Origin of the sequence: Microbacterium sp. UFMG61, from assembly GCF_015354505.1 — a bacterium.
Classification (GTDB): domain Bacteria; phylum Actinomycetota; class Actinomycetes; order Actinomycetales; family Microbacteriaceae; genus Microbacterium.
The window spans coordinates 58618-78629 of sequence record NZ_JACAFP010000008.1; the positions used below are offsets into that span (position 1 = coordinate 58618).

General features: G+C 64.6%; 17 protein-coding genes. 7 read left to right on the forward strand and 10 right to left on the reverse strand.

The features are described 5' to 3' along the window. Positions 1-39: 39 nt before the first annotated feature. The 9 genes from IXW21_RS11370 to rpmH form a co-directional block, all read right to left on the reverse strand. On the reverse strand, positions 40-1011 hold the full coding sequence (locus IXW21_RS11370) for a ParB/RepB/Spo0J family partition protein (RefSeq protein WP_194764372.1): 972 nt from the start codon (positions 1009-1011) through the stop codon (positions 40-42). Then, entirely contained in the window at positions 1011-1886 is an 876-nt protein-coding gene (locus tag IXW21_RS11375; protein WP_323742231.1) for a ParA family protein, read from the reverse strand. The genes IXW21_RS11370 and IXW21_RS11375 overlap by 1 nt, the downstream gene beginning before the upstream one ends. Positions 1887-2205: 319 nt before the next feature. Continuing rightward, positions 2206-2658 (reverse strand): AAA family ATPase, encoded by a 453-nt coding sequence (locus IXW21_RS11380; RefSeq protein WP_194764373.1) that lies wholly within the window; start codon positions 2656-2658, stop codon positions 2206-2208. Positions 2659-5590: 2932 nt separating this feature from the next. After that, a complete protein-coding gene (gene rsmG, locus IXW21_RS11385) occupies positions 5591-6250 on the reverse strand; it encodes a 16S rRNA (guanine(527)-N(7))-methyltransferase RsmG (RefSeq protein ID WP_194764374.1) in 660 nt (219 codons plus the stop codon). Then, positions 6250-6729 (reverse strand): protein jag, encoded by a 480-nt coding sequence (locus IXW21_RS11390; RefSeq protein ID WP_194764501.1) that lies wholly within the window; start codon positions 6727-6729, stop codon positions 6250-6252. Before IXW21_RS11390 ends, rsmG begins: the two co-directional genes overlap by 1 nt. Before the next feature lie 8 nt (positions 6730-6737). Beyond that, a complete protein-coding gene (gene yidC, locus IXW21_RS11395; RefSeq protein WP_194764375.1) occupies positions 6738-7808 on the reverse strand; it encodes a membrane protein insertase YidC in 1071 nt (356 codons plus the stop codon). A 3-nt stretch (positions 7809-7811) separates the two neighbouring features. After that, entirely contained in the window at positions 7812-8162 is a 351-nt protein-coding gene (gene yidD, locus IXW21_RS11400; protein WP_194764376.1) for a membrane protein insertion efficiency factor YidD, read from the reverse strand. Beyond that, on the reverse strand, positions 8159-8503 hold the full coding sequence (gene rnpA / locus IXW21_RS11405; protein WP_194764377.1) for a ribonuclease P protein component: 345 nt from the start codon (positions 8501-8503) through the stop codon (positions 8159-8161). The genes yidD and rnpA overlap by 4 nt, the downstream gene beginning before the upstream one ends. A gap of 6 nt (positions 8504-8509) precedes the next feature. Beyond that, complete coding sequence (gene rpmH, locus IXW21_RS11410) at positions 8510-8647, reverse strand: 50S ribosomal protein L34 (RefSeq protein ID WP_022889115.1); 138 nt, start codon at positions 8645-8647, stop codon at positions 8510-8512. A 319-nt stretch (positions 8648-8966) separates the two neighbouring features. On the opposite strand from rpmH, the gene dnaA reads away from it, so the two are divergent. The 7 genes from dnaA to IXW21_RS11445 all read left to right on the forward strand — a co-directional run bounded on the left by dnaA (position 8967) and on the right by IXW21_RS11445 (position 19089). Continuing rightward, the gene (gene dnaA / locus IXW21_RS11415) at positions 8967-10358 is read left to right on the forward strand and encodes a chromosomal replication initiator protein DnaA (protein ID WP_194764378.1); all 1392 of its coding nucleotides are present in this window, start codon (positions 8967-8969) and stop codon (positions 10356-10358) included. 496 nt (positions 10359-10854) lie between these two features. Next, positions 10855-11997: a DNA polymerase III subunit beta gene (gene dnaN, locus IXW21_RS11420; RefSeq protein WP_194764379.1), complete on the forward strand. Its 1143-nt coding sequence runs from the start codon at positions 10855-10857 to the stop codon at positions 11995-11997. Between the two features lie 64 nt (positions 11998-12061). Continuing rightward, complete coding sequence (gene recF, locus IXW21_RS11425) at positions 12062-13333, forward strand: DNA replication/repair protein RecF (RefSeq protein ID WP_194764380.1); 1272 nt, start codon at positions 12062-12064, stop codon at positions 13331-13333. Beyond that, on the forward strand, positions 13326-13829 hold the full coding sequence (locus IXW21_RS11430) for a DUF721 domain-containing protein (RefSeq protein ID WP_194764381.1): 504 nt from the start codon (positions 13326-13328) through the stop codon (positions 13827-13829). The genes recF and IXW21_RS11430 overlap by 8 nt, the downstream gene beginning before the upstream one ends. A gap of 118 nt (positions 13830-13947) precedes the next feature. Continuing rightward, the gene (gyrB, locus tag IXW21_RS11435) at positions 13948-16029 is read left to right on the forward strand and encodes a DNA topoisomerase (ATP-hydrolyzing) subunit B (RefSeq protein ID WP_194764382.1); all 2082 of its coding nucleotides are present in this window, start codon (positions 13948-13950) and stop codon (positions 16027-16029) included. Between the two features lie 91 nt (positions 16030-16120). After that, positions 16121-18688, forward strand: coding sequence for a DNA gyrase subunit A (gene gyrA / locus IXW21_RS11440; RefSeq protein WP_194764383.1), 2568 nt, complete (start codon positions 16121-16123; stop codon positions 18686-18688). Then, positions 18685-19089, forward strand: coding sequence for a DUF3566 domain-containing protein (locus IXW21_RS11445; protein WP_194764384.1), 405 nt, complete (start codon positions 18685-18687; stop codon positions 19087-19089). Before gyrA ends, IXW21_RS11445 begins: the two co-directional genes overlap by 4 nt. Positions 19090-19161: 72 nt before the next feature. Here the strand turns inward: IXW21_RS11445 and IXW21_RS11450 are convergent, their stop codons facing one another. Further along, positions 19162-19872 carry a VIT1/CCC1 transporter family protein gene (locus tag IXW21_RS11450; protein WP_194764385.1) on the reverse strand — a complete coding sequence of 237 codons (711 nt, stop codon included), beginning with the start codon at positions 19870-19872 and terminating at the stop codon, positions 19162-19164. Positions 19873-20012 lie beyond the last annotated feature (140 nt).

Sequence of the window (20012 nt, forward strand, 5' to 3'; positions counted from 1 at the left end):
CACGCGAGTCTATGGGAATACCGGTGTTCTAGGGGGTGGTCACGCCGATCCGAAGCCGGATTCGCCCAGTTCCTCGAGAATGCGATTCAGATCCTGAATCGACGCGAAGTCGATGATCACCTGGCCCTTGCGAGCACCGAGAGAGACCTTGACCCTGGTGTTGAGGCGGTCTCCGAGGTTGCCGGCCACTTCGTCGAGGTACGCGCGTCGCGCACCGGGGGTGGGCTTCGGGGTACGGCCGGCCGATGTCGACGGCTGGCTCTTGGCGGCTGCTTCGGTGGCACGTACGGACAGGTCTTCGTTGATCACCTTGTCAGCCAGACGCTGCATGGCCTCCGGGGTGTCGAGGCTCAGGATCGCGCGCGCATGACCTGCGCTGAGCACTCCGGCCGCGACGCGCTGCTGCACAGGAACAGGCAGCTTGAGAAGGCGGATGGTGTTGCTGATCTGCGGACGCGAGCGCCCGATGCGCGTGGCCAGCTCTTCCTGAGTGATACCGAAGTCCTCGAGCAGCTGCTGGTAAGCGGATGCCTCTTCCAGCGGGTTCAGCTCGGAACGGTGAAGGTTCTCGAGCAGGGCGTCGCGCAGAAGATCCTCGTCTGCGGTCTCTCGCACGACAGCCGGAATCGCATCGAGACCGGCCTCACGGGCGGCGCGGGTACGGCGCTCGCCCATGATCAGCTCGTACTCGCCCTCGGAGTTCTTCCGCACGACCACGGGCTGCAGCACACCGAACTCGCGCACGCTGTGCACGAGCTCCGCAAGATCCTCGGGGTTGAAGTGCGTGCGCGGCTGACGGGGGTTCGGCACGATCTTCTGCGGATCGATCTGGATGAGGTGAATGCCGGGCACGACCTCGAGGTCGGGTTCCTCTTCGGCCACCGTGGCCGCCTGGTCGGTCGCAGGCCGGAGGCTCGCGCCGGGGAAGAACACATCGACCGGACGCTCAGCCTGGTCAGCGGTGGGAATCAGGGCTCCGATCCCCCGGCCCAGTCCAGTGCGCTTCGCCATCATTTCTCCTTGCTCTGCGTCGCTGTGCGCGACGCGATCTCGACGGCAGCCTCGCGGTACGCGACGGCGCCGGCCGATTGCCCATCGTAGGCGATCACGGTCTGACCGAAACTCGGCGCCTCCGATACCCGCACAGAGCGCGGGATGACGGTGTCGAGCACCTGGTCCGGGAAGTGGGTGCGGACCTCATCGGCGACCTGCTGCGCAAGACGGGTACGCCCGTCGAACATGGTCAGCAGGATGGTCGAGAGATGAAGGTCGGGATTCAGATGCTTCTGGATCATCTGGATGCTGCCGAGCAGCTGGCTCAGGCCCTCGAGTGCGTAGTACTCGCACTGGATCGGGATGAAGACCTCGTCGGCCGCGGTGAACGCGTTGATCGTGAGGAGGCCCAGCGACGGCGGGCAGTCGATGATGACGAAGTCCATCGGGTTGTTCTCCAGGTAGTCCTGAAGGGCCCGACGCAGGCGGTGCTCACGAGCCACCTGAGCGACGAGCTCGATCTCTGCTCCTGCGAGGTGGATCGTGCTCGGAGCGCAGAAGAGGTTCGCGTCCTCGGGGCTCTGCTGCACGATGTCGGCGAGAGGAACCTCATCGATGAGAACGTCGTAGACGCTGGGGACGTCGCCGCTGTGTGGGACTCCCAGCGCAGTGGATGCGTTGCCCTGCGGGTCGAGATCGATGACGAGGACCTTCGCACCGAGCCCGGAGAGTGCTGCGGCGATGTTCACCGCGCTCGTCGTCTTTCCGACTCCACCCTTCTGATTGGAGACGGTGAGCACGCGGGTCTCCCCCGTGAACTCGACCTTCACGGAATCGAGCACCCGACGTCGTGCCGAGAGGTCGGCGATCTCGCGCGCGAGCGGCGTATCCATGCCGAAAGAATCCTTCGGTGTTGCCTTGTCGGACTGTTTCACGTGAAACATCCACTCCTTTCGGGGCCGTGTTCCACTCTAATCGCTGAGGCCGACGTTGCCCCGCATGAGTGCTGCCCTGTGGATCCGGTCCAGCCCACCTGCCCTTCGGTACTCTCGTCCTTCCACCGGTGCGCTGCGTGGTGAGGCGCTGGCGCTGGCGCTGGCGCTGGCGCTGGCGCTGGCGCTGGCGCTGGCTGAGCATCGACTCCTCCTGAGGAGTGGGCCGTCCGTGTTACCGCACGTGAGTGGGAGTCGTGGCGACGAACTCCGCGTTGTTTCACGTGAAACGCTGACGGTAGAGGTCGTGCAGGATGTCGACGGTGTCACCGAGAGGTGCTGTCGCGTTGAGCTCCAGCGTCGCCGTCGCACGCAGCAGGGGCTCTACGGACTGTGTGTTCGCGATGATCTCGGCGCGATCCTCCGACGATTTGCCGTACGGGTTGTCGTCGCGCGCGTCGATTCGGCTGAGCATCACGTCGAGAGGTGCCGTGAGCAGGACGACGTGATGCAGTGCGGGGTAGAACTCCCCCTGGTTCGCGACGGTTCCCGAGACGATCACATCGTCATGAGCCCGCAGCAGGTTCGTCATCCTTTCGGTGATCCAGTCGCCAGCGGAATCCTTCCAGCCGACGTCATCTGTGTCGACTGCGAAAGCGCCTCGCCGGGTGAGCTCCCGGATCACGGTTGACTTGCCCACTCCGGACATGCCGGTGACCAGAACTCGTGCCATGTCGACACGATATCCGAGACCGTGCATCGAGCGCGCGAAGTCAATCAGCAGTGCAGATGCATAGTCACGTGGTTTCCGGGTGCCCCAGTGCCAGAATGCCCCAAGCGACGCTCTAGCTGCAGAGAATCAATCTGGGAGCGATCACTCGCGATGTGAGCGCTTCGCAACACCATCGCGAAGATCACTCTGCCTAAGTGCAAAGGACTCGCTCCACGGGTACCGAGAGCGACCATTCAGTGGTGACGCGCGAGTGGCCCTTCACATCACGGTTTAGAAGGAACGCGAGGTCGGAGCAGCTCGCGTTCTGCCGCACCACTCGTCCGCGTCTCGTTCCCGCCGCATCCGAGCCGCATCCGCGCGAGCCGACGGCGTCACTGCTGCAGGTCGTGAAGATATGCCCTCGGCTCATACGGCGCGACGACAGCCACAAAGGAAGGACGGACGATCTCGAGTTGCGCCACTGTTTCACGTGAAACGCGTAGTCGGCGCCCACTTCTCTCCCCGCCGCGGCTCTCACCTCCTCCCTCAGGCCACACGCCAGTGCCCCTTCGACGCCCACATCCTCAGCGTCACAATCGGGAAGCTCCTCGAACCAAGAGAGGGACGCAGCGAACACTCGACAGAGTCAACCCTGCCTGCGAAGGCCACGGTTCCCCTCATTTCCCGAACGTTGCCGCGCCCTGTCCTGTCCTGTCCTGTCCTGCGCTCACATCGACATCCGGAGTGCGTGCGCCTCGCGTAATACACTCGCGAGCGCGTCCCCAAGATGTTGCGCCTTTGTCGTGACGACGGCCACTCCCCTCTCCTCACCCACTCCCCCCCCCCACGCGAGCGCGGTGCCTACAGATCACGCGATACCTGGGTGACTCCGCCCGGCCGCCCGAGACGGCGAGCAGCCAGCTTCACGCTCGTGTGAGACCGAGGTAGATCTCTGCATCTTTGCCAATCTGACGAGACTGCATGCTTCGATTCCTCCACAGCTCGTGCGGCCGGGACAGCAGCCTGAAGTCAGGCTCTCACCGGAAGCCTGACGCCCTCACACCCCGGAAGGTTTCGCATATGTGCCGCGCCTCGTCGGTTACCGCTCCCCGGTCCGGGAAGCGCATAGAGCTGAGTTCATCCCCACTACATGAAGGCCTCGCCGGACGACTCCGGCGGCGACGAATCCGAGCGCGCCCCAGACACCACCACTCGCACGCGTGACCCGCATGATCGTCTGCCGCACCTCAGTCCGCACGCCACGCACCACACTCCACACGCCACACGCCACACGCACCACCACCCTTCAGTTCACACCGTGTGGCGCCGCCGGCGGCGCTCGCACGCGTTGATCCTTCAGGACCAGCGACGCGTGAACCCGTTTCACGTGAAACACCCCGTTGAACGTACTCCCATGCTCCCCGCCGTAGGTGTCGCGCCTCACCGAACAGATGGATCACATCTCGTGCCGTCGAGGTGATGGCATCTACGAGAGGACCAGGCCTCACAGCGATAGCACGGGATCGGTAGATCATTTCTCTTCCGGGCTGGTCCTTCAGGTGAAGATCACCACCCCATCAACGGTGCCTCGATCGATGAGCTGACCACGCGAGCATAGCTACGCAAGGGCGCCGAGGAGTCAAACCCACTCGACCTGATGACCATCGGCCACCCTCACGGCCCCAGGAACGCCTGTCGATTGCAGCGCCATGAGCGTGTGCTCAGTACTCGTGCACACAGCAGATCTCGCGAAGCATCCGAGCCCGGCGGATGCCATAGATGTTTCACGTGGAACACGGAGTTCGCTGGGCTCACTGCCCACGAGGCTGAACGGAGTGATCCGCTCGCGAGGTGGGCGTGCGGACACATTGGACTTTCATGCAGACTGAACACTGTCTCACTCCGGCGTTTCACGTGAAACATGACGCTCTGCAGCATCACGGCGGCTTCCTCGCTCGCTCCGAAGCTGAGGCGTCTACCGTCATGTACGTTGTCAGGGCCACCTCTCCGCGCGGCGATTGGTGGCGACACAGCCGCTCCTCCGGGGGCGGGCTCCATACATCGCTTGTTTCACGTGAAACGTATGGGCATGAATGTTGCAATCAACCGGACCACCCCTCCCCAAGGAGACTGACCGCACGTCGATCCTGGTGTCGTGCAGCCGGTCGGTGCCCGTTGAGCACCGACAAACCCGACAACCAGCTCAGCCCCGAAGACCAGCGAACTCACGTCATAGCGGCGGGCACAAGTGGCCAAGCCTGGCCAGGTGTCTTCGACCGCGATGAAACTCGACCAGCCCTACTCTGTGACGACCGCACGTCAGACAAATCCTCATCAGATCACATCCGCGACAGCAACAAGTGTTCCACGTGAAACACGCAAGTGTCCCTGCGGCACCAGCGGGAGAATGAGCGTCAATCACGCACCCCGGAAGTGCCGGCACGGATGCAGGTCCAGCCACACACCATCTGCGGAGCTTTCCCGTCCCCCTGCCAGCAGATCACGTGAGTGACGCCGGTCCCATCTGTTCTCAGACTCGTCCGCAGCGCGCTGTGTTTCACGTGAAACAACGTGGTTACCCGCGAGCCATCAACGCTCCGCGGTTCACGCCCTCAGTAGAGCATCAGATGAAAACCAACGACCGACGTCACACCTCGGTCGACCGAGTGGCATGACATCAGCACCCGTGAAGCGAATCTCATTGCGTCGAAGTTGCCCCACGGAGACCAGATCCCCTACCCCGCGACACTCCCCACGGCGGGGATACATGACCGCGACGTGTCCACGTCAACGCTCGCACGCAAGCATGGAGCGGGAAGGTCCCGCTGCTCGCGGCGGCACGACCCCCACGACGCCCTCCCCGCGGCAGCTGATGTTTCACGTGAAACGCGCGTCCCCGCAGATCGGATGCACTGCTAAGCCGGACCCACGCGCCGTTGCCGCCGGCAAGCGGTCAGCGAACGCGCGCGCGCAGGACGCGCGTGGTCTCGGGAAGAACGCCCTCGCCCAGTACGTCGACACGAACACTCGACAGTTGGAACTTCTTGATCTGCTTCTGAGCAGCGTCGATCTCGTTCGACACGTTCATCCCCTTGAGCAGCGTGAGCTCACCACCATCGCGAACCAGCGGCGCCGTGAGAGGGATGAGAGTGCGCAGCGCACTCACCGCACGAGCTGTGACGACGTCGAAGCCGTCGGGTCGCTGAACCTCTTCAGCTCGGGCACGAACGACCTCGACGTTCGACAGCCCCAGTGCCGATACCTGCTCATTGAGCCAGGTCACTCGGCGCTCCATCGGCTCGACCAGAGTGAACTGGGCGTCCGGACGCGCGATCGCGAGCACGATACCCGGAAGACCGGCTCCTGACCCGATGTCCGCGACCGACCCGCTGAAGAGCGGAGCGGCGATCGCGCTGTTCAGGATGTGTCGAGTCCAGAGCCGAGGAAGCTCGAGGGGACCGATCAGGCCCCGCTCCTCGCCATGCTCAGCCAGCGCAGCGGTGAACTGACGAGCGAGCTCTATGCGATCCCCGAACATCTCCCCCGCGACGGCGGGCTCGGTCTCCACGACGCTCGTCACCGAGGCATCCGCCCCCGAGAACTCCGACGACATCAGCGACGGCGCAGAACCGTGTGACGATCCGCGCCCTCACCGTACGATTCAGAGACAAGTCCCTGATCAGCGGCAATATCGTGCACCAGCTTGCGCTCGTAGCTCGACATCGCGGGCAGCGAGGCCTGGGAAGCGCCGTCATCGAGCTTGGCCGCAGCCGCGTTCACGAGCGTCTCGAGCTGGCGGCGCCGAGCGTCCCGCGATCCACCGATGTCGAGGATCAGACGAGAGAAGGAACCGGTCTTGTTCTGCACCGCGAGCCGTGTGAGCTCCTGCAGTGCCTGCACGGTGTCGGGTGCCGACAGAAGCGACAGGCCATCGCCCTCAGCCTCCACCGACACGTACGCGCGTCCCTGACGCACGTCGAGGTTGAGATCGCCATCGATGTCCGCGATGTCGAGGAGCTCCTCGAGGTAATCCGCGGCGACGTCGCCCTCGTTCTCCAGCTGAGCCACGGTGGGCTCGACGGTCTCCGTCATGTTCTCGCTCACGCGCCGCCACCCTTCTTCTTCGCACGCTTCTTGCCGACCGGCTGCTGACGCTTCGGAGCCTCGGCCTTGGCCTTCTCGACCTCTTCGAGCAGGCGCTGCTGCTCGGCCTCGTACACAGCCATCGGAACGACCTTGCCCGACGAATCGATCGCCTTGCCCTTGCGCGCCAGGCGCTCCTCACGAGCCTTGGCGGCCTCGGATCCGGGGGTGGGCATCTCGCGGATGACCAGGAACTGCTGACCCATCGTCCACAGGTTCGAGATGAACCAGTACACGACGACGCCGAGCGGGAAGAAGATACCCGAGAAGATGAAGCCCAGCGGCAGGATGTAGAGCATGATCTTCTGCATCTGGTACGCCTGACCGGTCTTGGCCTCGGGCGACAGGTTCTTCGAGATGATCTGCAGCTGAGTGAAGAACTGCGACGCGATCATGAGCACGACGAGAACCACCAGGATGACGATCGCGACGGTGTTGCCGGCGTCGACCGCGTTGCCGAGGGTCTCGTGCAGGGATGCGACCCCGAACAGCTGCGCGTCGTAGAACTGCTCGGTGAGCTCGGCGTTGAGGAGACCCACGCCACCGATGCCGGCCGCGTGGTGCTTCGTCACGTCGTTGAGCACGCTGAACAGCGCGAAGAAGATCGGCATCTGCACCAGCAGCGGAAGACAGCTCGACATCGGCGTCGTGCCGTGCTTCTTGTACAGCGCCATGGTCTCCCGGCTCATGGCCTCGCGAGAGAGCTGATCCTTCTTACCTCGATACTTCTCCTGAACTTTCCGCAGCTCAGGAGCGATTTCCATCATCTTTCGCTGGCTCTTGATCTGCTTCACGAAGAGCGGGATCAGAGCAGCACGCACGACGATGACGAGTCCGACGATCGACAGCACCCACGTGAGACCGGATGCGGCAGGAAGGCCCACCGCCGTCAGCAGCCAGTGCCAGGCGACGAGCACGAGCTCGACCAGCCACTTCAGCGGCCAGAGGATCGTCCCCAGCAGATCGAATCCGCCGGAGGCGGGCGCCGGTGAGGGCGTGGTGCTGGCGAACAGAAGGTCAAGACCCACCGATCAATCCTTTCGGGAAGGGACGACGAAACCGCGGGCGGTCAGGTCATAGCGGAAGTGTTCATGCGGACGGACGTCATCGACGCCGCCGTGGCTCCAGGGATTGCAACGGAGTATGCGCCATGCCGAGAGCATCGTTCCCCGCACGGCACCATGCTGTTGCACCGCACCTACAGCGTAAGCGGAACAGGATGGGTAATAGGCACACACGTCTCCGTACATCGGAGAGATCACTGCCCGGTAGCCGGTCAGGAACCCGAGTACGAGGTTTCTCGGCACCAGTGGGATGCTGCGCACAAGATCTCGGGGCTGCAGTCGTGCGCTTCCGAGTGAGGATGCCGGGAGCGCCGTCATGTCGTCACCGGCGCCAGCCGCCCGAGGCAACGGTTCACATCCGCACTCAGTTCGGCATAGCTCGCGGTCGCGGACGCAGGAAGGGCACGGATGACGACATCCGTGCCCTCGGGAACTCGCGGGAGCGCCTCCGCGCAGACGGCCTTGAGGCGTCGACGGACGGAGTTGCGCACCACTGCGGTGCCAACCTGCTTGCTGATGATGAATCCGAACCTCGCGGCTCTGCTCTCGCCCGTCGTCATCATCGAGGTGACGACGCGCGCCCCGCCACAACGTGTCCCACGTCGAACGACCAGTCGATAGTCGCTACCGCGGGTCAGGCGATACGGGCGGGCGAGCACAGCGGTTTACGCGGAGAGCTCGGTGCGGCCCTTCGCGCGGCGAGCCGACAGGATCGCGCGGCCGGCGCGGGTGCGCATGCGAAGACGGAAACCGTGCTTCTTGGCACGACGACGGTTGTTGGGCTGGAAGGTGCGCTTGCTCATGAAATCACTCCGGGGAAAGCTGCCACCGGGATCATTTTGACCGGAGACATAGGGATCTGCCATTCAGGCATAAGTCAACCGATTAAGGGTACGTCCTGACGGCGCGCAGAGCAAATCTGCGCGCTGGGACACCGGACCTCCTGCACGATCCGCACAGCCATTATCCACAACCCGCGGCCTGCACGTATGCGCAACACGCGCGCGGATTTCCCAGGGCAGGTTGCCGATCACAGCCGCGATGACTACCGTGGCATCCGAAGTTATCCACAGGGAGACGCCCGTCGCCGAACCCTCCCCGATCACCCAGCTCCGGAGCGTCATGTCCTCACCAGCCCAGCCCGACGTCCCGATCTGGACCACGGTGCAGGAGCTGCTCGAAGCCGACGACCGCGTGACGCCCCAGCTCCAGGGTTTCCTGAGTCTGGCGGTCCCGGCCGGAGTCATGGCCGCGACTCTCTATCTCGAGGTGCCGAACGACCTCACCGCAGCCCAGATCAACAAGAGACTCCGACTGCCGATCATGGAGGCTCTCTCGCACATCGGCGACGAGGTCACGTCGTACCGGGTGGTGGTGAACCACGAGCTCGCCGAACAGCCGACCGCGCCGATCGCAGTCCCTGACTTCGGCCGACAGGAGAACGTCCGCATCGAGTCGCCCATGGAGCAGCCCACTCCGATGCGGCACGAGTCGCGACTCAACCCGAAGTACACCTTCGACAACTTCGTGATCGGTCAGTCCAACCGCTTCGCGCACGCTGCCGCGGTCGCCGTGGCCGAAGCGCCGGCCAAGGCCTACAACCCGCTCTTCATCTATGGAGACTCCGGGCTGGGCAAGACACACCTGCTGCACGCGATCGGGGATTACGCACAGTCCCTCTATGCAGGAGTGAAGGTGCGGTACGTCTCGAGCGAGGAGTTCACGAACGACTTCATCAACTCGATCGCGAACAACCGCGGCGCCGCGTTCCAGGCCCGGTATCGCGACGTCGACATCCTCCTCATCGATGACATCCAGTTCCTTCAGGGGCGTGCCGAGACGCAGGAAGCCTTCTTCCACACCTTCAACACACTGCACGACCACAACAAGCAGGTCGTCATCACCAGCGATGTGGCCCCGAAGCACCTGACCGGCTTCGAAGACCGCATGCGCAGTCGGTTCGAATGGGGCCTCATCACCGATGTGCAGGCGCCCGACCTCGAGACGCGCATCGCGATCCTCCGCAAGAAGGCACAGAGCGAGGCGCTCCACATCCCTGACGAGGTGCTCGAGTACATCGCCACGGTGGTCTCCTCCAACATCCGCGAACTCGAGGGCGCCCTGATCCGGGTGTCCGCGTTCGCGAGCCTGAACCGTTCCGCTCTCGACATCTCGCTCGCCCAGACCGTGCTGCGCGACATCATCGACACGGCGGAGGACAACATCATCTCGCCGACCGACATCATCACGGCGACGGCGCAGTACTTCAAGCTCACGGTCGACGACCTGTACGGCTCGAGTCGTTCGCAGCAGATCGCGACCTCACGACAGATCGCCATGTATCTGTGCCGAGAGCGCACGAGCCTCTCGCTGCCCAAGATCGGTCAGCTGTTCGGAAACCGCGATCACACGACCGTCATGTACGCGTACAAGAAGATCAGCGAACTCATGAAGGAACGCCGTTCGATCTACAACCAGGTGACCGAGATCACCACGCAGCTCGGTCGTCGCTGAACGGGCACCGCGACTCCGAAAAGGGGGTCACAGCATCCGAGAGGACGCTGTGACCCCCTTTGCGTGCGTGCGACGCGCCGTGTGAAGAACGGATCGATGCCACTTTGCACATGTGGATAACTTGTGGATGGATGGGGATGAGCTCGGGACGAACATGGGAGAAATCGTCGAACCTGTGGATAACTACGACATGCTCGCGATCGCATCGGATGCTCCCCACCCGCGTAATCCTCAGGGATTCCACAAGTGACAACCGTGTAGTTCCCTACTCGCGTCTGCTTTCCACCGAGTTATCCACAGTATCCACAGCTGTTAACACCGTTAAGGAGTTAATCCAATCCAGGGGCGATCCGATCACCAGACGGTGTGGAAACCCGACCGGTCCCCGGGAATCACATCCGCGTAGGGATCCGTGTGACTCTGGGGCTAGCATGGGAAGCCCTGCACCGGCAGGGACGATGACGACGCGTCTCAGAACGACGACAAGGGAGCACCCGTGAGGTTTCAGGTCAACCGCGATGTCTTCAGCGAGGCTGTGTCCTTCGTCGTCAAGCTGCTTCCGCAGCGCAATCCGCAGCCGATCCTGGCCGGAGTGCTGATCGAGGCCGACGGCTCCGGGCTCACGCTCTCGGCATTCGACTACGAAGCATCGGCGCGCACCACCATCGAGGCCACGGTCGAGGATCCGGGCACGATCCTCGTGCACGGTCGACTGCTCTCCGACATCGCCAGCCGACTCCCGAACGCTCCCATCGAGATCGCCGTCGAAGACGACGGAAGCATCTCGGTCACCTGCGGATCCGCACGCTTCACCCTGGCAGCCATGCCGGTCGAGGAATATCCCTCCATCCCTGAGGTCTCCGGATCCTCCGGAGTCGTCCCCGCAGATGACTTCGGCACCGCGATCGCGCAGGTCGGATTCGCCGCATCGCGCGACGACGTGACCCCGGTGCTCACCGGTGTGCAGCTCGAGGTCTCCGGTCAGAGCCTCAGCCTGGTCGCGACGGACCGCTACCGCGTGTCGCTCCGCGACGTCCCGTGGGACGGAGAGGCCGTTGAAGCCACGGCACTCGTTCCCGCACGCACCCTGCTCGAGGTCGGAAAGACCTTCGGACACGCCGGCACGATCCAGATCGCGTTCTCGGGTGCCGGTGACCGCGAGATCATCGCCTTCACCGCCGGGAACAAGACCGTCACCTCGCTGCTCATCAAGGGGAACTTCCCCCCGGTCCGCCGCCTGTTCCCGGAGCAGACCGACCACTACGCGGTCGTCAACACCGCCGACCTCGTCGAGGCGGTGCGTCGTGTGTCGCTCGTCCTCGACCGGGCCGCGCCGCTGCGGTTCACATTCGCCAGCGACGGGGTGACGATGGATGCGTCCGGCAGCGAGCATGCCCGTGCCTCCGAGTCTGTGGATGCGATCCTCTCGGGTGGTGACGAGGTCACGCTCGGTCTCAACCCGCAGTACCTCATCGAGGCACTCGGTGCGGTCAAGAGCGAGTTCGTGCGTGTGACGTTCACCTCGAGCGACAACGCCAACAAGCTCAGCCCCGTGCTCATCACGAGCCAGACCTCGGTCGACCAGGCGGGACTCGACTCGTTCAAGTACCTGCTGCAGCCGAACCTGCTGCTTCGCTGACCCCGGTACGAACGGGCAGACGCCCGCGACTCCGAGTGTCAGAGGCCGAAGGTAGGCTGACAGCGTGATTGTGGAGCACCTGAGTCTGGTCGATTTCCGCAATTATGCGACCGCCGAACTCACCCTGCACCGCGGGCCGAACGTCCTCGTCGGTCGCAACGGTCAAGGCAAGACGAATCTCGCGGAGGCAGTGGTCTTCCTCGCGACGCTCGGCTCTCACCGTGTGTCATCCGATGCACCGCTCGTGCGCGACGGTCAGGAGTACGCGATCATCCGCGCCCGGCTCTCCCACGGCGAACGCCGGGTTCTCGTCGAGGTGCAGCTCAACAAACAGGGCGCCAACAAGGCGCGCATCAACGGGTCTCCCTCCAAGATCAATGAACTGCCGCGCTATGCGCATGTCGTGCTCTTCGCCCCCGAAGATCTGCAGATCGTCAGAGGCGACCCCTCATCCCGTCGCCGGTTCGTCGACCAGCTGCTGATCCAACGCACGCCGCGCATGGCATCGGTGCTCGGTGACTACGACCGCGTGCTCAAGCAGCGCAACGCCCTGCTCAAGTCCGCTCGAGCTCGCGGGATCAAGGGTGAGGGACTCAGCACCCTCGACGTCTGGGACGACAAGCTCGTCTCGCTCGGCGCCGAGATCATCAACGCCCGCCAGCGCCTCGCGGCAGATCTGCAGCAGCCGGTCGCCGAGGCCTATGCCGCGATCGCCGGTGAGGATCATCGTCCGCAGCTGGAATGGGCGCTGTCGGTGCGCGGCGCAGATCCCGAAGACGGCGAATCCGCTCCGATCGACACCGACGGGGTGCTGAGCACGGCGCAATGCGCCGAGATGTTCCACGCGGCCCTGCTCGCGAAGCGGCCGAACGAGCTCGAGCGCGGTCTCACCCTCACGGGTCCGCATCGCGATGACCTCGTGCTGAGGGTTCGCGACCTTCCGGTGAAGGGCTATGCGTCACACGGAGAATCGTGGTCCGTGGCGCTGGCGCTCCGACTCGCCTCCGCCGAGCTCCTGCGCAGCGAGTCGCCCGCGGGCGATCCGGTGCTCATCCTCGACGACGTGTTCGCCGAGCTCGATGCCGATCGTCGCCAGCGACTCGCCGCTGTGACCGCCGGCTACGAGCAGGTGGTGGTCACCGCCGCGGTGGAGGAGGATATCCCCGAGGTGCTGCATGCACACGTCGTCAGGATCACCGCCGGCACGATCAGCGATGACCGCGAGCGCCAGTCGCCACAGAAACTGAGGGATGCGCGGGACGCAGAACCCGCGGATGCGGCGACAGCCCCCGAGACGACGAGCCCGGCGAGCGAGAAGGACGAGACGGATGACTGACATCGCTCCGGTTCCCGCCGCGGAGACTCCCGAGACCGTGGCGACCTATCTGCGCCTGCGCGGACTGCAGCCCAGCTCGAAGAACTGGAAGCGGAAGCGCCGCGTCGTGGTCGACGACGACAATGCGCCCTTCACTCCCGGTCGCGATCCGGGCACGCTCGGCGCGGTTCTCGACAGGCTCACCCGCGATGCGGGGTGGGAGACGACCCTCGCCCGGGAAGACCTCGTGCGCCAGTGGGGCGACCTCGCGGGAGCGGACACCGCGAAGCACTCCGAACCGGTGTCTCTCGAGCGCGGGGTGCTCACGGTGAAGTGCGATTCGACGGCCTGGGCCAAGAACCTGCAGTTCATGCGAGGCACGATCCTGACCGAGATCGGACGCCGCTATCCGTCGGCCGGCGTCGAGAATCTTCGCTTCATCGGACCCGACGTACCCTCGTGGAAATGGGGTCCCAGAGTCGTTCCAGGGCGGGGTCCACGCGATACCTACGGGTAGGACACCACGCAAGGGGTCCGACACGCTCAGAGGCCCACAGGTGGCCGCTGAGCCGCATCTCGCCACGAAAGACCGCTAGACTGGGAGTTCGTGATATCGATGTGGAGAATGCTCTCTGATGACGCCTGAATCCCCCGCTGACGAGACGGAATCGACCAACGGAGACCCCTCGACGGTCGCCGACTCCGGATCGTCGGCACCCGCACCCAAGGCGAAGCAGCCGGGCGAGTACGGTGCCGACTCGATCCAGATCCTCGAAGGCCTCGAAGCCGTCCGGAAGCGCCCCGGAATGTACATCGGATCCACCGGTCCGCGCGGTCTGCACCACCTGGTCTACGAGATCGTCGACAACTCGGTCGATGAGGCCCTCGCCGGGTACGCCGACACGATCCTGGTCACACTGCTCGAAGACGGCGGCGTCCGCGTCGTCGACAACGGTCGCGGCATCCCCGTCGATCCGCACTCGTCCGATCCGACGAAGTCGACCGTCGAGGTCGTCCTCACGATCCTGCATGCCGGCGGAAAGTTCGGCGGCGGAGCCTATGCCGTCTCGGGCGGTCTGCACGGTGTCGGTTCGTCGGTCGTGAATGCGCTGTCGACCCGGTTCGACGTCGAGGTCAGGCAGAAGGGCTTCGTCTGGCGGCACAGTTTCGCGGACGGCGGAGTTCCGCAGCAGCAGCTCGAGAAGGGCGAGGCGGCCGACACCACCGGCACGACCATCACCTTCTGGCCGGACGGCGAGATCTTCCAGGAGACGCTCGAGTTCGATTACGACACTCTCCGCACGCGCTTCCAGCAGATGGCCTTCCTCAACAAGGGCCTGCGCATCGAGCTCGCCGACGAACGGCCCTCCTCGGCCTACGAGATCGAGGAGAACGGGCAGGCGATCGTCAAGCAGCCCGGCGACGTCTTCTACTACGAGCGCGGTCTCGTCGACTACGTCGAGTATCTGAACAAGGTGCGCCACGCCGAGGTCGTCAACGACGAGATCATCGCGTTCGAGTCCGAGGACACCGAGCGCAAGATCTCGCTCGAGGTCGCGATGCAGTGGACCACCTCGTACACCGAGAACGTCTTCACCTACGCGAACACGATCAACACGCACGAGGGCGGAACCCACGAAGAGGGCTTCCGTGCCGCGCTCACGACGCTCGTCAACAAGTACGCGCGTGCGAACAACCTGCTCAAGGAGAAGGACGACAACCTCTCGGGCGACGACGTCCGCGAGGGACTCACCGCGGTCATCTCGATCAAGCTCGGCGAGCCCCAGTTCGAGGGTCAGACCAAGACCAAGCTCGGAAACACCGAGGCCAAGGCGTTCGTGCAGAAGGTCGTCGGCGATCAGCTCGGAGACTGGTTCGACCGCAACCCGAACCAGGCCAAGAATGTGATCCGCAAGGCGATCGATGCGGCGACCGCGCGTCTCGCGGCCCGCAAGGCGCGTGAGACCGCTCGTCGTAAGAGCGTCTTCGAATCGGCGGCGATGCCCGACAAGCTCAAGGACTGCACCAGCAAGGACCCGTCGATCAGCGAGATCTTCCTCGTCGAGGGTGACTCGGCAGGCGGCTCGGCGGTGCAGGGTCGCGACCCGCACACGCAGGCGATCCTCGCCCTGCGAGGCAAGATCCTCAACGTCGAGCGCGCACGTCTCGACAAGGCTCTGGGCAACAAAGAGGTCCAGGCGATGATCCAGGCCTTCGGCACGGGCATCGGCGAAGAGTTCGACATCGAGAAGGCGCGCTATCACAAGATCGTGCTGATGGCGGATGCCGACGTCGACGGCCAGCACATCACGACGCTCCTTCTGACGCTGCTCTTCCGCTACATGCGCGGGCTCATCGAGGCCGGATTCGTGTATCTCGCGATGCCGCCGCTCTACCGTCTCAAGTGGACCAACTCCGCTCACGAGTATGTGTTCAGCGACGCCGAGCGCGACGCTCTGCTCAAGCACGGGCTCGACAACGGCAAGCGGATCCCGAAGGACGCCGGAATCCAGCGCTACAAGGGTCTCGGTGAGATGAACCCGAAGGAGCTGTGGGAGACCACGATGGATCACACCACCCGCACCCTTCGCCAGATCACGATCGAGGATGCCGCAGCGGCCGACGAGATCTTCAGCGTGCTGATGGGCGAGGACGTCGAGTCCCGACGCAGCTTCATCCAGCGCAATGCCAAGGACGTCCGCTTCCTCGACATCTGACGCCACGCGGGTCCCTGAGCTCGTCGAAGGGTCCCGGATGCTTCGACAGGCTCAGCAACCAGGAAACAGCTCCGCAACCAGGAAATGACACATGACTGACGAAGAACGCCCCGACATCACCGAGGGCCACGACCACGGCAAGATCGATCAGGTCGATCTGCAGTCCGAGATGCAGCGCAGCTATCTCGACTACGCGATGGCCGTGATCGTGGGCCGTGCGCTCCCCGACGTCCGCGACGGACTCAAGCCCGTGCACCGGCGCGTGCTGTACGGCATGTACGACGGCGGGTTCCGCCCCGACAAGTCGTTCTCGAAGTGCGCCCGTGTGGTGGGCGAGGTCATGGGCCAGTACCACCCGCACGGCGACTCGGCGATCTACGACGCCCTCGTCCGTCTGGTGCAGCCGTGGTCGCTCCGGTATCCGCTCGCGCTCGGACAGGGAAACTTCGGCTCCCCCGGCAACATGGGCGCCGCCGCTCCCCGATACACCGAGACCAAGATGGCTCCGCTCGCGCTCGAGATGGTGCGGGACATCGAAGAGGACACGGTCGACTTCCAGGACAACTACGACGGTCAGACCCAGGAACCGACCGTCCTGCCCGCGCGATTCCCGAACCTGCTCGTCAACGGGTCGGTCGGCATCGCGGTGGGAATGGCGACCAACATCCCTCCGCACAACCTTCGCGAGGTCTCGGCTGCGGCCCTGTGGGCGCTCGACAACCCGGGTCTCCCCCGTGAGGAACTGCTCGAGGGTCTGATCCAGCGCATCCCCGGGCCGGACTTCCCGACCGGCGCCCAGATCCTCGGCACCAAGGGCGTGCAGGAGGCGTACCGCACCGGTCGTGGGTCGATCACGATGCGCGCGGTCGTGAACGTCGAGGAGATCCAGGGTCGTACCTGTCTCGTCGTGACCGAGCTGCCGTACCAGGTGAATCCCGACAACGTCGCGGTGAAGATCGGCGATCTCGCCCGTGACGGCAAGATCACCGGCATCGCCGACATCCGCGACGAGTCGTCCGACCGCACGGGTCAGCGTCTCGTCGTCGTGCTCAAGCGCGACGCGGTCGCCAAGGTCGTGCTGAACAACCTGTACAAGCACACCCAGCTGCAGGAGAACTTCGGCGCGAACATGCTCGCGATCGTCGACGGCGTGCCCCGCACCCTCGCGATCGACGGCTTCGTGACGAACTGGATCACCCACCAGCTCGAGGTCATCGTCCGCCGCACACAGTTCCGCCTCGCCAAGGCCGAGCGACGCATGCACATCCTGCGCGGATACCTCAAGGCACTGGATGCTCTCGACGAGGTCATCGCGCTGATCCGTCGCTCCGCGACGGTCGAGGACGCTCGTGAGGGACTCAAGAAGCTCCTCGACATCGATGACGACCAGGCACAGGCCATCCTCGACATGCAGCTGCGCCGCCTTGCGGCACTCGAGCGGCAGAAGATCCTCGACGAGGCGGCCGAGCTCGAGAGGCTCATCGCCGAGTACAACGCGATCCTCGCCGACGAGGGCCTGCAGCGCGGCATCATCCGCGATGAGCTCACCGGAATCGTCGACCGCTTCGGCGACGAGCGTCGCACGCACATCCTGCACGGATTCGACGGCGACGTGTCGATGGAAGACCTCATCGCCGAAGAGGAGATGGTCGTCACCATCACGCGCGCCGGCTACATCAAGCGCACGCGCAGCGACAACTACCGGTCGCAGCACCGCGGCGGCAAGGGCATCAAGGGTGCTCAGCTGCGTGCGGACGACATCGTCGAGCACTTCTTCGTGACGACCACGCACCACTGGCTGCTGTTCTTCACCGACAAGGGTCGCGTCTACCGGGCGAAGACCTACGAGGTCCCCGAGGCCGGTCGCGATGCGAAGGGCACGCACGTCGCCAACCTGCTCGCGCTCCAGCCCGACGAGAACATCGCGCAGGTGCTGGACATCCGCGACTACGAGGTGGCCGACTACCTCGTGCTCGCGACGCGTGACGGCCTCGTGAAGAAGACGAGCCTCGCCAGCTATGACACCAACCGTCAGGGCGGCGTCATCGCGATCCGTCTGAACGACGAGGACGAGCTCGTCTCGGCTCTGATGGTCAACGCCGAGGACGACATCCTGCTCATCAGCCGCAAGGGCATGTCGGTGCGGTTCAGCGCGACCGATGAGGCTCTGCGCCCGATGGGCCGCGCGACCGCCGGCGTCAAGGGAATGAAGTTCCGCGAGGGCGACAGTCTGCTGTCGGCATCCGTCGCAGCCATCGGTCAGTACGTGTTCGTCGTGACCGACGGCGGCTATGCGAAGCGCACCGCGATCGAGGAATATCGCGTCCAGGGACGTGGTGGATTCGGCATCAAGGTCGCCAAGCTGCACGATGACCGGGGCACTCTCGCGGGTGGTCTGATGGTCTCGGAGGACGACGAGGTCTTGGTGGTTCTCTCCAGCGGCAAGGTGGTACGCTCTGCCGTGGCCGAGGTGCCCGCCAAGGGCCGCGACACCATGGGAGTGGTGTTCGCACGGACGACGGAAGCCGACCGGATCCTCGCCATCGCCCGCAACGGTGAGCGGGGCCTCACCGAGGACGACGCGTCGGGTGAGGCGGAGGCGGAGTCCTCCACCACCTCCCCCGAGACGACCGAGAACCCTGAGGAAGCAGACGCATGAGCACGGTAGCCGACAAGCTGGCGAAGAAGTCCACGCGTAAGACCGGAGGCAAGCAGGTCCGCCTGCGCCTCGTCTACGTCGATTTCTGGTCCGCAGTGAAGCTCTCTTTCCTGGGAGCTGTCGCGCTCGCGATCGTCACCATGGTGTCGTTCTTCCTGATCTACCTCGTGCTGCAGGCGACCGGCGTCCTCAACCAGGCAGACGAGTTCATCGGCACGATCACGAGTGACTCGGTGCGGATCTCTGAGCTGGCGGGTCTTCCCCAGGTGATGGCCTTCGCGGCCGTCGTCTCGATCCTCAATCTGATCGTCTTCACGGTGCTCGGCGCGGTCGTCGCCGGCATCTACAACGTCGCGGTGAAGGTGACGGGCGGGCTTCTGGTCGGGTTCACCTCGAACTGACCGGTCGACACACAGACACACAGAAGGGCGGATGCTTCGGCATCCGCCCTTCTCGCTGTCTGAGAGCACGATCTAGACGACTCCCGTCGTGCCGAGCAGCGTCCCGATCAGCCAGGTGGCGAGCAGCGCGAGCGCCCCGCCGATGACGAGTCGTATCGAGGCGCGCCCCGCCGGGGAGCCGCCGATGCGGGCCGACACCGTGCCGGTGAGTGCGAGCGCCAGAAGCACGGCTACGAACGTGACGGGAACCCTCCACTCGGGCGGCGGAAGCAGAATGGCGAGAAGCGGCAGCAGCGCGCCGAGAGTGAACGCCACCGCAGACGACAGCGCCGCATGCCAGGGATTCACCAGATCGTCCTGATCGATGCCGAGCTCGACCTCGAGATGGGCTGCGAGGGCGTCGTGGGCCGTGAGCTCCTGCGCGACCCGACGCGCTGTCTCCTCACTGAGACCGCGTTCGCGGTAGAGGCCCGTGAGCTCCGTCAGCTCGGCCTCGGGCATGGTCTGCAGTTCGGTGAGCTCCTTGGCGATCAGCGCCCGCTCGCTGTCGCGCTGGCTGCTCACCGAGACGTACTCGCCGAGAGCCATCGAGATGGCCCCGCCCACGAGTCCCGCGAGTCCTGCGGTCAGCAGTGCGGCGTTGTCGGTGGTCGCACCGGCGACACCGACCAGCAGCGACGCGACGGACACGATGCCGTCGTTCGCCCCGAGCACTCCGGCGCGCAGCCAGTTGAGTCGCTGTCCGAGCCCCGAGCCGTGCGGTTCACCCTCATGTGCGGTCATGCGCTCAGTGAATCAGAACGGTTGCCACCGCGCTCCCCCTTTCACTCTCACGCGCGACACCGGGGCGGTAGGGAAAACCCGAATCAGGGTGTCGGGATGCCTCGGTGTCGGCGTGATCCGTGCCGCCGTACCGTGGAGAC

Excerpts from the sequence above, each read along its gene's own strand:
- IXW21_RS11370 (WP_194764372.1), bottom strand. The coding sequence starts at position 1,011 with ATGGCGAAGCGCACTGGACTGGGCCGGGGGATCGGAGCCCTGATTCCC.
- IXW21_RS11430 (WP_194764381.1), top strand. The coding sequence starts at position 13,326 with ATGACTGACATCGCTCCGGTTCCCGCCGCGGAGACTCCCGAGACCGTG.
- gyrA (WP_194764383.1), top strand. The coding sequence starts at position 16,121 with ATGACTGACGAAGAACGCCCCGACATCACCGAGGGCCACGACCACGGC.
- IXW21_RS11390 (WP_194764501.1), bottom strand. The coding sequence starts at position 6,729 with ATGACGGAGACCGTCGAGCCCACCGTGGCTCAGCTGGAGAACGAGGGC.
- gyrB (WP_194764382.1), top strand. The coding sequence starts at position 13,948 with ATGACGCCTGAATCCCCCGCTGACGAGACGGAATCGACCAACGGAGAC.
- rsmG (WP_194764374.1), bottom strand. The coding sequence starts at position 6,250 with ATGTCGTCGGAGTTCTCGGGGGCGGATGCCTCGGTGACGAGCGTCGTG.
- IXW21_RS11380 (WP_194764373.1), bottom strand. The coding sequence starts at position 2,658 with ATGGCACGAGTTCTGGTCACCGGCATGTCCGGAGTGGGCAAGTCAACC.
- dnaA (WP_194764378.1), top strand. The coding sequence starts at position 8,967 with ATGTCCTCACCAGCCCAGCCCGACGTCCCGATCTGGACCACGGTGCAG.
- IXW21_RS11445 (WP_194764384.1), top strand. The coding sequence starts at position 18,685 with ATGAGCACGGTAGCCGACAAGCTGGCGAAGAAGTCCACGCGTAAGACC.
- IXW21_RS11450 (WP_194764385.1), bottom strand. The coding sequence starts at position 19,872 with ATGACCGCACATGAGGGTGAACCGCACGGCTCGGGGCTCGGACAGCGA.
- IXW21_RS11375 (WP_323742231.1), bottom strand. The coding sequence starts at position 1,886 with ATGGATACGCCGCTCGCGCGCGAGATCGCCGACCTCTCGGCACGACGT.
- rpmH (WP_022889115.1), bottom strand. The coding sequence starts at position 8,647 with ATGAGCAAGCGCACCTTCCAGCCCAACAACCGTCGTCGTGCCAAGAAG.
- yidD (WP_194764376.1), bottom strand. The coding sequence starts at position 8,162 with ATGACGGCGCTCCCGGCATCCTCACTCGGAAGCGCACGACTGCAGCCC.